We start from the raw sequence: 12,297 nt of genomic DNA, 5'->3' as shown, positions 1-12,297 counted from the left end.
GCCGCCCGCGCTGATTGCGCATTCGATCGCCACCCGGGCGGTACAGACCGCCCACCACATCAGCACAGAAATCACCACTGGGTCCGACACCGCTGCGACCAACACCGCTGCGACCAACACCGCTGCGACCAACACCGCTGCGACCAACACCACTGGGTCCAACACCGATGTGGCGATCAGTGCGGTCGGCACACGCGAGTTCGAAGGCATTCACGAGGTCCAGGTCGGCGAGCTGGAGAATCGGAGCGATGAGGCCGCGCACGAAGATTTCAAGGCGATCTACCGGCGCTGGCATGGCGGGGAGCTGGGCGTAGCGCTGCCGGGCGGCGAAACCGCGCATCACGTGCTGGACCGCTACCTGCCAGTGCTCGAGGAACTCCGGACGTGCTACCTCGACGATGACACCTTCCACGGGGATATCGTGGTGGTCAGCCACGGTGCCGCGATCCGGCTCGTCTCGGCGGTGCTGGCCGGCGTCGACGGTCGCTTCGCCATCGACCATCACCTGTCCAACGCCGAATCGGTCGTGCTGGCACCGTCCCCCGAAGGTCGCTGGAGCTGTCTGCGGTGGGGCAGCTTCGGCCCACCCTTCGGAACCGCGGCTGCGGCCACGGGGGTGCGGGACGAGGTGCGCTCAGCTGACCCGATGGGCTAGCTCAGGGCCCGCCGCGGCCGGGTCACACGCACAGCCGACGGTGCCGCAATCGATGTGCACAGCGTGTTCACCATCGGGACTGCCACATTCGTCCGCCGTGCATTCGGAACGGCGATAGTCGTGGTGAATGAGCGCGCCGTGGCAGTGCTCCAGGCCCGCCCGGCAGGCGCGGCATTCACTGGTCATGAACCGTTCATAGCATTCCGGGGCGACACCATCGGGTTGCCGCGCGAGGGAGTCCGCTACCCCCAGCCCAGTTCGTGCAGCCGGTCGTCGTCGATGCCGAAGTGGTGGGCGATCTCGTGGATAACGGTGATGGCGACCTCCTGGACGACCTCGTCCTCGGTGGCACAGAAATCCAGAAGAGCCTCGCGATAGATCGTGATCGTGTCGGGTAACGAGCCGCCGTACCACGAATCGCGTTCGGTCAACGCAGTGCCTTCGTAGACCCCGAGTAGTTCGGGCTGCTCAACATCACGATCGCCCACCAGGATCACCACGTTGTCGATCGCCGCGGACAGGTTAGGCGGAACGAGGTCGAGCGCGTCACCGACCAACTCGTCGAACCGTTGCGAGGTCATCCGCACCGCCACCGGATTAGATTCCTGGCGGCGGCGGTAGCCCAGGCGGTGGGGGCGGCGGTGGCAGACCAGGCGGTGGGGGCGGCGGTGGCAGACCAGGCGGCGGTGGTGGCGGCGGCAGACCAGGCGGCGGCAGACCAGGCGGTGGCAGGCCAGGCGGTGGCAGGCCAGGTGGCGGCGGCAGTGGGGGACCGTTGAGGAATACGTTGCCGTCGGCAGGAGGCTCAGGCGGAGGTGCCGGCTCGGGCGGTGGGGGACTGTTGACGGCCGGCTGCTGCGGCATGTGCTGGGTCTGGTCGCTCTGGCCGGTGGACCCGGTGGACTGGGAGCCGGTCCAGGACGACCCCGACGAGGACGAACCCGACGAGGACGAACCGGTCGATGGCGACGACGGGCCGACCGAGAAGTCGGGCATCGGGATCTCCGGCAGGTTGAGACGTTCCTGGGGGATGTCCGGCGGGGGGATCGGCGGTTGTCCGTTGATCATCAGCGGGCCCTTGGCCGTGTTGAGCAGCGTGGACCATCCCCCGTTGCCCAGGGTCGAGCCGATGCTGCACGACACCTGGCGGCTTCCCGCCTCCCAACTCGGCAGAGAAACGGTGCTGTAGATCAAAGTCAGTGTGGTGTTTCGCAGCTGGATCGGAGCCAGGTAGACATCCGTCATCCGGGTGCATGCGTCCTTGATGAAAGTGTCCTGCTCCGGCTCCGGCGGAAGTCCGGCGGGGAACTGCTCGCCGAGGTTCACCGCGCCTGTCACCTCCATCGCGTGCGGCGTCGCGCAATCGACCGGGATATCGGTGGGCTGGTTGGTGGCAGGGTCGATTCCCAGGCAGGTGCCCGCCGGCCACACCTTGGATTGGTCCATCTCGGCGACCTTGCCGGTGAACGTCAACTGCTGGTTGCCGGCGCCCGGCAGCTGCAGACCGCACAGCATCCTGCGCTCGCCGGCCTGCTGCCAGGCCTTGTCGCCGGACCACAACATGCTGACCGTGAACTTGCTGTTGGGATCGAAGCGTGCCCCCAGGTAGCGCTTGACCGCTGCCGCGCATTGCTCTTGGCTGATCTGCTGGATCCGCGCTGCGGACGGGGGTGTGGCGTCGGGCCCGTACTCGCTACCCGGGAAAGTGCGCATGTCCACCGACTCGGCGATCTCGAACCGGTGCTCTTTGGTGCAATCGACGATCTCGGCCGCATCGGGTGTGTTGTCCGGCCAGTTGAGGCAGTCGCCGCTCTTCGCGTGATCGAATGTGTCGTTTCCCCGCGGGCCGAGCGAGATTGCGTTGGCGGTGCGGTTGCCGGGCAGGTCCGCCTGCGGCAGTGCGGTGATCAATCCGGCGATCAGCAGACCGCCGAGCGCGGTGAGAAGCAAGGCGCGGCGGGTCGACTCGGCATGAAGGCTCCGCCACCACACTGTGGTGGCCGACGCTGAGCCTCCCCGCGATTGGTCCTGCGTGGGTTCGGGTGCCTGCGACATCTGCTCCATTGTGACAGGCATTTCAGGGGCCGTGACAATTGATGCAGTTGTAGCTTTATGTGGCTGTGCCGGTCGGTCCCGCCACCACGTAGGGTTTTGCCCGTGATCGACCTGAAGGTGCTGCGAGAAAACCCCGATGTGGTGCGGGCATCGCAACGGGCCCGCGGCGAGGATCCGGGCCTCGTCGACGCGCTCGCCGAGGCAGACGCCGCGCGGCGAACGGCGATCTCGGCCGCCGACAACCTGCGGGCCGAACAGAAGGCGGCCAGCAAGTTGGTCGGCAGAGCCGCCCCCGACGAGCGTCCCGATCTACTGGCCGCAGCCAAGAGCCTGGCCGAACGGGTCAAATCCGCCGAATCGGAGCAGGCCGACGCGGAGAACGCCTACACAGCTGCGCACATGGCGATCTCGAACGTCATCATCGACGGCGTACCCGCCGGCGGCGAAGACGATTTCGTTGTGCTGGACACCGTGGGTGAGTTGCCGGCCATCGACAACCCCAAGGATCACCTCGAGCTGGGCGAGTCGTTGGGGCTGATCGACATGGAGCGCGGGGCGAAGGTAGCCGGGTCCCGGTTCCATTTCCTCACCGGGGCCGGCGCGTTGCTGCAGCTGGGACTGTTCCAGCTGGCGGTGCGGGTTGCCGTGGAGAACGGATTCACGCTCATCATTCCGCCGGTGCTGGTGCGGCCTGAGGTGATGGCGGGCACCGGCTTCCTCGGCGCCCACGCTGACGAGGTGTACCGGATCGACGGCGAGGACCTTTACCTGGTAGGAACCTCCGAGGTGCCGTTGGCCGGCTTCCACGCCGACGAGATCCTCGACCTGTCGGAGGGGCCGAAGCGCTACGCCGGTTGGTCGTCGTGTTTCCGCCGTGAGGCAGGTAGCTACGGCAAGGACACCCGGGGCATCATCCGCGTGCACCAGTTCGACAAGGTCGAGGGCTTCGTCTACTGCAGGCCGCAGGAGGCCGAGGCCGAGCACGAGAAATTGCTGGGTTGGCAGCGCGAGATGCTGGCCCACATCGAGGTCCCGTACCGGGTGGTCGACATCGCCGCCGGGGACCTCGGGTCCTCGGCGGCCCGCAAGTTCGATTGTGAGGCATGGGTGCCGACCCAGCGCACCTACCGGGAGCTGACCTCGACCTCGAACTGCACGACGTTTCAGGCCCGGCGGCTGGCGGTGCGCTACCGCGACGAGAACGGAAAACCGCAGACCGCCGCGACGCTGAACGGCACGTTGGCCACCACCCGATGGCTGGTCGCGATTCTGGAGAATCATCAGCAGCCCGACGGGAGTGTCCGGGTACCAGCGGCGCTGGTGCCCTACATCGGAAAAACGCTGCTCGAACCCGGGAGGAGAACATGACTGAACTGGACATGCTCGAGCTCGACGACGACGAGCTGCGGACGTGGTTCGGATTCGGCGTGGCAGGCAACTTCGCCGGCCACCTGGAGCAGGCGGGCGAGGCTGCCGACTTCGTCGGGGTTGATTCCGGCGTGGCGGCCGAGGTTGCCGCTCCCAAAGGTATCTTCCCCTGGTACGCACCGGGCCACCACAGCTTCCTGGGTGGGTTCCCGCTGTCGCACGACGTCATCAAGCTGCCCGAGAACCCCGACACGCCCGATACCCCGTGGAACCTGCAAAGCGAGCCGGAGGTCGGGCTCGCTTGTGAAGTCAAGTGGGTGGGCGACACCGTCTCGTCGATACAGCCATTTGCTCTCGGGGCCTTCAACGACTGCTCGATCAGGCGTCCGAACGCGGCCAAGATCAGCGACAAGAAGAACTGGGGCCCGGCGTCCAAAGGCGTTGCGCGACAGTTCTTCGACATCGGTGATCTGACACCCGATGGTCCCACCGCTACGCTGCGCCTGGGTTGCCGACTGCGTACCGCTGACGGCCAGGAACACGACTACGGCGTAGACAGTCCACTGCTGGGCTATTCCTACTACGGCGAGGTGCTGCTGGACTGGATCGTCGACCGGCTGGCGAACCAGAAGGGCTCCCCGCAAACGCCGTTGGAAGACGTGGGTGCGTTGATGGTCGCGACTGGGCACCCCACCAGACTGCTCGTCGGTATCGGCGCGACCAGGTACACCCCGTTGGGTGAGTCGACGTACCTGCAGCCCGGCGACCAGGCCGTCGTGCGGGTGTATGACACCGCGAGCGGCGCCCAATCCGAGTTGCGGCAGACGGTTTCGGGTTAGGGACGGGGTGAATTCGCAGACATGAGCGGATCGGTGGTGCAGCTCTGGCGCTTTCCAGTCAAGTCGATGGGGGGCACTCCCGTGGGCGAGCTGCGCATCGACCGGCGCGGCGTGCATGCCGACCGGTTGTGGGCAGTCCGCGACGTTGAGCGCAGCATCACCGCTTCGGCGCGAAGAGCGCCCGCCCTGCTCGGATGCGCGGCACGCTACGCGATCGACCCAGGTCCGGATGCGGGCCCGGGTAACGCCCCAGAAGTGATCATCACGATGCCCGATGGCAGGGAACTGTCGAGTGCGGGACATGAACTCGACGGTGCCCTGTCGGAGTTACTCGGGCGTGACGTGCGATTGACCGCGCTGCCGCCGCCTGAGGACACCAGCCTGCACCGGTTGTCGGTCCGGCAGACCCGGGCCAACTATTCACCGAGCGAGGTCCGCCGCGACTTCGGGCTGTCCAGTTCGGAAATGCTGCCCGACACCTCGGTCTTCTCGCCCAAACAAGTGTTGACCCTGGCCCGCTATGCCACGCCGCCGGGCACTTTCGTGGACCTGAGCCCGGTGCATGTGCTGAGCACGAACAGTCTGGCGACGCTCTCGTCCGGCGCGGACATCGGCGAAGCTTCCTACGACGTGCGTCGGTTTCGGCCTAACGTGCTGGTCACCCTCGACGAAACGGCCGGCGGTTTTCCGGAGTCCGACTGGGTCGGCGGCGACGTCGAGTTCGGCTCGGTGGCACTGCGGATCACCAACGCGACCATCCGATGTGTGGTGCCCACCCGGCCGCAACCTGGACTCGACCTCGACCGCGCGCTCACCCGCAGGTTGGCTGAGTGCAATGAGCGGTTCCTCGGCGTCTACGCCGACGTCGCTACCGCCGGGGTGGTGCGGGTCGGGGATGCGATACGGGTGCAAGAACCGGCGCTGCCGGGCGCGATGCGGCGCGCGGCAGCCGCTACGGGCCGGACGATGATGCGCCAGGTTCAGCGAGTGTTGGAGGCTACCGTCCTGCGGGAGCGATGAACGTCCGGTGGGAGTGAACCGCTTCAGCCCTGCTGCTCGAGCAGTTCCTCGAGCAGTTCGACGAACTGCTCGGGATGTACCGGCGTGCAAGCCGGATCAGGGCGTGTCCCGGGCACATCAAGGGTGACCAGCGTCGACCTCAGCGGCCGCCGCACATCCAGCGGCAGCCAGCGCCTCAGATCCGAAGTGCCCCAGATTCGGAACCGCTGCATGAACAGCCCGAGTGGGCTGATGCGGTAGCCACGGATGTCGCGCAGTCGGATGATCTTCGATGTTCCCGATGGAAAGTGATAGCGACGCAGCGTGAGTGCTTCTTGATCCAACTGGATCAGGCCGTCGTCGTAGAACCGCGCCGGGGCGCTCATAGCTCCGCGGACCGTAGTTCGTGCCCCTTGGCGGTCAGGCACTTACCGTTCTGCAGGTTCCATTGCCACCCGTGCAGATTGCACGTCAGTGTGTTGCCTTCCACCACACCGAACTTCGAGAGGTCGGCTTTCAGATGCGGGCAGCGACGTTGAACTTCCCAGCCGTCCAACGTGATCGTTGCGGAATCGTCGTGTGTCTCGGCGAACCAGCCGTCGGCATAGGCGATCCGCTCGTCGGTCAGGCACTTGAAGAAGGTGTACAGGTACTCGTTGTAGCCGCCGACCCGCCAGGCTCTGAAGCGAGTGGACAGGAAGATCGTGTTCACCCAGTCGGGCTCCTGATCGCGAATGACCGTACGGACCAACTCTGCTGGGATCCCGAAACCGTAGCGGAATTTCTCATTCGGAATCGCTTCGCGCACTGTACGTTTCGGGAAGTCCAATACCACAGTTTCCTGGGGGGCTTCGTGGGGGTTTTCCTGCCCGAGGCGCAGCTCGACCGGGTAGCCGATGCCATCGCAGATCTGATCGCTGGCCAGCATTATCGGCTCGAACAGCTCACGCAGGGGCTCCAGCAGCGGCTCGCCGGCAGCGGCTGCCCAGCCGGCCTTCTCCGCGGCGATCACCGGCGCCATCCGTTCGGCGTAGGCGGCGATGTATTCGGCTTTGCCGGCGGTGAAGATCGAGTGTAGGTCGTCATCGGGCAGCGGATGGGTGAGCGAATTGAGTTGCGAACCAGTGAATTCTGCGGCTGATCCGGGGATCATGAGCAGACCGCCCCCTTGGCCGTGGGTCTGCATCTGATCCAGAAAGATCAGTTGGTCGGGGAATATGTTGGCCGGATCGCCGTGGTCATCGTTGAGGTCGCGGAGCTCGTCATCGAGGAAGCAGGGCGGGCCGGCCGATGGGATCACCCAGGTCGCGCCGACCTCTGCGATGTACTGCCGGCAGCGATCCATTCCGCGCTGGCGCTTCTGAATTCCGAATGTTTCCTTGGCGCGGGCGGGCATGTCGTAGACCATCGGGTACCAGATCGCCCCCGAGTACTGCAGCATGTGCACGTCCACCTGCCCGAAATCGGCGGCGAGCACATCCAGGTCTACCGGTCGTGCGTCGTTCATGTTGAACAGCGTCGTGACGCCATCCGACAGCACCAGTCCAGAGTCGCCGATCGGGCCGTCTGCCGGCGCGCGCAGGGCGATGATCATCACGTCCAGATCGCCTTTGGGGCCACTGACCCGGTGTTTGACAGAGTCGGTGGTTTCGAAGAATTGGTGAAATCCCAACTTCTCCAACTCACGCCGTAGATCGGGCACGGGGTAGTCCGGTAGCAGGACGACGGCGTCCTTGTTGACGTGTTCCCGCAGGTTCTGCGGGTCGAAGTGGTCTTTGTGCAGGTGGGAGACGTAGAGGTAGTCCACGTCGCCGAGGGCTGTCCAGTCCAGCCCGCTGTTGTCGGGGAATGGGAACCACGAGGCGAAGTACGCCGGGTTTACCCAGGGGTCGCACAAGATGCTCCCGGCCTTGGTGTCGATCCGGAAACCGGCGTGTCCGATGCTCGTGACCTGCACTTATATTCCTCTATATCCGGTCTGAACTTTCTCGCTTCCGTCCGGCAGTTTAACCGGGCGGGGCGGGCTCGTCGTTCCGCCGAGCCCGCCGTCTGCGTCGAGCTCGATACTCCCACCCGTCTGTTTCTATGTTCGTCCTGTTTCTAGGTTCCCCAGCGCACTACGCTGGCAGTTGTGGAACCGGTATACGGCACAGCCATCGCGCTCGCCCGGTTGATTTGGCGGGTCCAGGGCCTGAAATTCACCGTCACCGGGGTGGAGAACCTGCCGCGCACCGGAGGTGCGGTGATCGCGATCAATCACACCAGCTACTTCGACTTCACGTTCGCCGGACTGCCCGCCTATCGACAGCACCTGGGGCGCAAGGTGCGGTTCATGGCGAAGAAAGAGGTCTTCGACCACAAGGTGACGGGCCCGATCATGCGCAGATTGCGTCATATCGAGGTCGACAGGAACAGCGGTGCGGCCTCCTTCGAGGAGGCTTGCCGCAATCTCAGGGAAGGCGAGTTCGTCGGCGTCTACCCTGAGGCCACGATCAGCCGCAGCTTTGAGATAAAGAAGTTCAAATCAGGTGCGGCGCGGATGGCCATTGCTGCCGGCGTCCCGATCGTGCCGCACATCGTGTGGGGATCCCAGCGGATCTGGACCAAGGGACATCCGAAGAAGCTGGGGCGTCCGAAGGTCCCCATCTCGATTGCGGTGGGCAAGCCCATCGAGCCGACACTGCCCGCCGATGAATTGACCTCGCTGTTGCATTCCCGCATGCAGCACCTGCTCCAACGGGTGCAGGACGGCTACGGTGAGCATCCGCCCGGCGAGTTCTGGGTGCCACACCGACTCGGCGGGGGCGCGCCGACGCTGGCGGAGGCCGACCGGATGGACGCCGAGGAAGCGGCGGAGAAGGCGGCCCGACGATCCGGAACGCCTGAACTGGACAACGGTTCCACCGAGGCGCCGGGGTAACCAGATGGAACCGGTTTTCCGGACGCTGGAAATCGTGGCGAAACTGGCAGTCGGGATCACTGGGTCCCCGATCAGCTATCAGGGACTGAAAAACATTCCGGCCTCGGGTGGAGCCGTCGTAGCGATCAACCACACCGGCTACGTTGACTTTCTGCCTGCTGCGCTCGCGGCCAAGCAGCGGGATCGTCGGATGCGATTCATGATCAAGGCAGAGATGGCCCGCGTCAAGCCCGTCGGCTGGCTGATCAACCACACCGGCACGATTGCGGTGGACCGGCGGGCAGGCGCCGGCGCCTACACCGCTGCAGTCGATTCGCTGCGGCGCGGCGAACTGGTCGGCGTGTATCCAGAAGCCACCATAAGCCGAAGCTTCGAGCTCAAAGAGTTCAAGTCCGGTGCGGCGCGGATGGGCGTGGAAGCCCGGGTGCCGATCGTGCCACTCATCGTGTGGGGTGCCCAGCGCTTGTGGACCAAGGACAACCCGAAAGCGCTGGGGCGCAGGAAAATACCGATCTCCGTATCCATCGGTGAGGCAATCAGGCCGAACGGCACGGTTGAGGAGCTCACCGCCGTCATGCGGTCGGATATGACCGGGTTGCTCCACGCTGTACAGACCGACTACCCGCGGCCGGCGGGGGCGTTCTGGTTGCCGCGACGCCTCGGCGGCGGTGCCCCAACACCGGCGGAGGCCAAGAGCCTCGATCAGGCGGAATTGGCTGAGCGGGCCCGCCGGAGAGGCGAGCGCGAATGACGGCACCGGTGCCGGGGCGCGGTCAGAAGCCGGGGCTGATCGCCACCGATGTGGACGGCACGCTCCTCGACGATGACGAGAAGATCAGCCCCCGGACCAGTGCTGCGGTGTGCGCCGCCCACGACGGAGGGGCCCAGTTCGTGCTCGCCACCGGCCGCCCGCCACGATGGATCAAGCCCGTCGTCGAACAGTTGGGTTTCGCCCCGATGGCAGTGTGTGCCAACGGGGCTGTGGTCTACGACCCGTCGACCGACCGGATCATCTCGGCGCGCACCCTGTCGGCCGACGTTCTGGGTGAGCTGGCCGAGATCGCCACTCGGCTGATCCCCGGCGCCGGCTTGGCCGTCGAACGGGTGGGCCGCAGCGCCCACGATGCAGCCACCCCGCAGTTCGTCAGCTCACCGGGGTATGAACACGCATGGCTCAATCCCGACAACACCGAGGTATCGATCGAGGATCTGCTCAGCGCCCCCGCGATCAAGTTGCTGATCCGTAAGCCGGGTGCGCGAAGCGCCGATCTGGCCGCTGAACTGGCCACGCAGATCGGGACCCAGGGGGACATCACCTACTCCACCAACGAGGGTCTGGTGGAGATCATGCCGCTCGGAGTCAGTAAGGCCACCGGAGTAGCGGAGGTGGCCCGCCCCAGGGGAATTCCCGCCGCCGGGGTGATCACCTTCGGGGACATGCCCAACGATGTCCCGATGCTGAGCTGGGCGGGTCTGGGTGTGGCGATGGGCAATGCGCATCCCGATGCGGTGGCCGCCGCTGATGAGGTGACGGCCAGCAACGTCGAGGACGGTGTGGCCCGGGTGCTCGAGCGTTGGTGGCCCTAACCGGGGCGCTCAGATGGGGTTGATGGGCGGGGTGAAGCGCTCCAGTTGAATGGGGGCGAGATCAGCCGGGGACGGCGTTAATTCGACGGGGACCGCGTCGACGACGCGAGTGACCCTGCCTGTCTCCCGGTTGAGATTGAGGGTTCCGTGCTGGAAGTTCTGCACTATCCACAGTGGCGCGGAGATTTCCGCGCTGGTCGGGAGGCCAAGCGCGCCCCGTTCGAATCCCAATGCGCCCCAGCCTTTGTAGAGCTCTCCGGTGACCGGCTTGGCGCCGGTTTCGGGAGACCAGTACATCGCTCCTCTTTCGAAGGTGACGTAGCGTGTTGAGCCCAGGCCGGAGGACTCGGGCGAGGTGGGCCGTCCCAGATAACTGTCTGCACCGCCCATCGCTTCCCATCGTGCGAAGATCGCGCCGCCGCGCAGCGATTCGGCCAGCTGCTCAGGCCCCGGGGGATCGTTGAACCGGGCTGCGATGTAGCGGATCTGGTCCATCTGAGCGTAGGCGGCGTCACCCGGGCACTCGGTGATACCGACATCGCGGTGTGTGAAGATCGTCGGCAGCGTCGGCGACGATCCGAACGGGAACTTGGTGAAGGACCCGCCGTCCGACGGCAGGACGACAACCCCCAAGGGGTCGACCCTGGACTGGCCCAGTACCCAGCCGAGCAGCCTTGCGGTGGTGCGCAATTGAATCGGCGTCGGGGGGACATCATTGAAGTTGCCGAGCATCGCGACGCCCCAGGTGTTGTGGTTGAAGCCACCGGTGTGCGCGCCTTCGACGGGCCGGGTCATACCGCCGGCTCGGCCCTCGAAGACCTGTCCGTACTTGTCCACCATCGCGTTGTAGGCGATGTCGCACCAGCCCAACGTCCGGGTGTGGTACTCGTAGATGGATCTGACGATGCCTGCTGAATCTCCGGGCGTGTATTCGTTGCTGCCCGCGGTGTGGTGAACCACTCCCGCTTGAATTCTGTTGTCGTACCGCGGTTCGCCGCAGCGCATTCCCTCGTCGGCGCCCCACTGTGCGCGATTGATGATGTGCGGCGGTTGCCCGGGAGGGACCGCGGCGTTCGGCAGCGGCGCCAAGTCGGCGGGAGCTTCCGGCGGACTGATCAGTACCGCGTTGATGTTCTGCCCGAACGGCTGTTCGGTGTTGGCGGGAAGGTAACCCAGCGCCGGCCTGGAACTGTCTGTCGGGGCGGGCTCCGGGGCCACGGGCGCGGTGGCCGGCGCATCGGCCGGGCGGGTGACGGCGATCTGCACGGTGGTGGTGCGTCCGACGAAGACCGGGTCGGTACCTCGCAGGCCATGCCCCGGCACATCGGCACCGACGCCCTCGAGTCGCTCGGCCTCATACCAGGGTCCCCAGGACCCGTCGTTCTTCCTGGCCCGCACCCTGGCGGTAGTGCCGGTGAGGTCTTCAGAGGTCAGGGCGACCATCGAGAATGGCCTCTCCTGATGAATCTCGCGGATGGTCTCGCCACCGCCCAGGCCGCCCAGCGGTTGCTGAGCCACCGCGGGACTCTCGGTCGCGGGTGGGCGTTCCTCACCGGGCACGCCGGTAAGCGCCCAGGGGAGTAGCACCACTGTCGCCGCGAGTGCGGAGAGCAGTATCGACGGTGCGGGACGGCGGTACAGCACGGGCTGATGTTACGTGTGTGTCGGATGGTGCAAGTGTTGCGACACGGCTGTTTGTCCGACTAAGGCGCGGGCACCCACCTGCAACGGCACCGCAGAGCTTGCTGGCGCTTCTGCGGTGCCGTTCGGTGGCAGGACTGGGGTAACCAAGAGGGCTCGTGTGGTCTAGGCGCCGGGTTCGATCGCCGCTTCGGCTGCGCCGACCTCGGCTGACGCGGTGGCCAACGGTGCGG

General features: G+C 65.8%; 12 protein-coding genes. 7 read left to right on the top strand and 5 right to left on the bottom strand.

Annotation, left to right across the window (positions count from 1 at the left end):
- Positions 1 to 655: histidine phosphatase family protein (locus ACPGXI_RS02590; protein ID WP_526649496.1), on the top strand; the 655-nt coding region annotated here is incomplete at its 5' end.
- Between the two features lie 242 nt (positions 656 to 897).
- Here ACPGXI_RS02590 and ACPGXI_RS02585 read toward each other — a convergent pair.
- Together ACPGXI_RS02585 and ACPGXI_RS02580 are read right to left on the bottom strand one after the other, a co-directional pair.
- Entirely contained in the window at positions 898 to 1,248 is a 351-nt protein-coding gene (locus tag ACPGXI_RS02585) for a metallopeptidase family protein (protein ID WP_526649494.1), read from the bottom strand.
- A 4-nt stretch (positions 1,249 to 1,252) separates the two neighbouring features.
- Positions 1,253 to 2,719: a septum formation family protein gene (locus ACPGXI_RS02580; RefSeq protein WP_526649606.1), complete on the bottom strand. Its 1,467-nt coding sequence runs from the start codon at positions 2,717 to 2,719 to the stop codon at positions 1,253 to 1,255.
- 93 nt (positions 2,720 to 2,812) lie between these two features.
- Between ACPGXI_RS02580 and serS the strand changes: the two genes are divergently transcribed.
- From serS to ACPGXI_RS02565, 3 genes are read left to right on the top strand one after another with little or no spacing between them, the layout of a single operon-like run.
- On the top strand, positions 2,813 to 4,078 hold the full coding sequence (gene serS / locus ACPGXI_RS02575; protein WP_526649492.1) for a serine--tRNA ligase: 1,266 nt from the start codon (positions 2,813 to 2,815) through the stop codon (positions 4,076 to 4,078).
- Complete coding sequence (locus tag ACPGXI_RS02570; RefSeq protein WP_526649490.1) at positions 4,075 to 4,917, top strand: DUF5718 family protein; 843 nt, start codon at positions 4,075 to 4,077, stop codon at positions 4,915 to 4,917. The genes serS and ACPGXI_RS02570 overlap by 4 nt, the downstream gene beginning before the upstream one ends.
- 21 nt (positions 4,918 to 4,938) lie before the next feature.
- Positions 4,939 to 5,937: an MOSC domain-containing protein gene (locus ACPGXI_RS02565; RefSeq protein ID WP_526649488.1), complete on the top strand. Its 999-nt coding sequence runs from the start codon at positions 4,939 to 4,941 to the stop codon at positions 5,935 to 5,937.
- Between the two features lie 23 nt (positions 5,938 to 5,960).
- Here ACPGXI_RS02565 and ACPGXI_RS02560 read toward each other — a convergent pair whose 3' ends face one another.
- Both ACPGXI_RS02560 and ACPGXI_RS02555 read right to left on the bottom strand, forming a co-directional pair.
- Complete coding sequence (locus ACPGXI_RS02560) at positions 5,961 to 6,302, bottom strand: hypothetical protein (protein WP_526649486.1); 342 nt, start codon at positions 6,300 to 6,302, stop codon at positions 5,961 to 5,963.
- Positions 6,299 to 7,873, bottom strand: coding sequence for a Rieske 2Fe-2S domain-containing protein (locus ACPGXI_RS02555; RefSeq protein ID WP_526649484.1), 1,575 nt, complete (start codon positions 7,871 to 7,873; stop codon positions 6,299 to 6,301). Before ACPGXI_RS02555 ends, ACPGXI_RS02560 begins: the two co-directional genes overlap by 4 nt.
- Positions 7,874 to 8,047: 174 nt before the next feature.
- Here ACPGXI_RS02555 and ACPGXI_RS02550 point away from each other — a divergent pair, with 174 nt between their 5' ends.
- The 3 genes from ACPGXI_RS02550 to ACPGXI_RS02540 are packed head-to-tail and all read left to right on the top strand — an operon-like array spanning position 8,048 to position 10,423.
- Positions 8,048 to 8,836, top strand: a complete 789-nt coding sequence (locus tag ACPGXI_RS02550) for a lysophospholipid acyltransferase family protein (protein WP_526649482.1) — start codon at positions 8,048 to 8,050, stop codon at positions 8,834 to 8,836.
- A gap of 4 nt (positions 8,837 to 8,840) precedes the next feature.
- A complete protein-coding gene (locus ACPGXI_RS02545; RefSeq protein ID WP_526649480.1) occupies positions 8,841 to 9,587 on the top strand; it encodes a lysophospholipid acyltransferase family protein in 747 nt (248 codons plus the stop codon).
- Positions 9,584 to 10,423, top strand: a complete 840-nt coding sequence (locus ACPGXI_RS02540) for a Cof-type HAD-IIB family hydrolase (protein WP_526649478.1) — start codon at positions 9,584 to 9,586, stop codon at positions 10,421 to 10,423. The genes ACPGXI_RS02545 and ACPGXI_RS02540 overlap by 4 nt, the downstream gene beginning before the upstream one ends.
- A gap of 9 nt (positions 10,424 to 10,432) precedes the next feature.
- On the opposite strand, the gene ACPGXI_RS02535 is transcribed toward ACPGXI_RS02540, so the two are convergent.
- Positions 10,433 to 12,067 (bottom strand): N-acetylmuramoyl-L-alanine amidase, encoded by a 1,635-nt coding sequence (locus ACPGXI_RS02535; RefSeq protein WP_526649476.1) that lies wholly within the window; start codon positions 12,065 to 12,067, stop codon positions 10,433 to 10,435.
- Positions 12,068 to 12,297: the final 230 nt, after the last annotated feature.

Origin of the sequence: Mycobacterium sp., from assembly GCF_049608025.1 — a bacterium.
GTDB lineage: Bacteria > Actinomycetota > Actinomycetes > Mycobacteriales > Mycobacteriaceae > Mycobacterium.
This window is presented reverse-complemented; position numbering and strand designations above follow the sequence as displayed.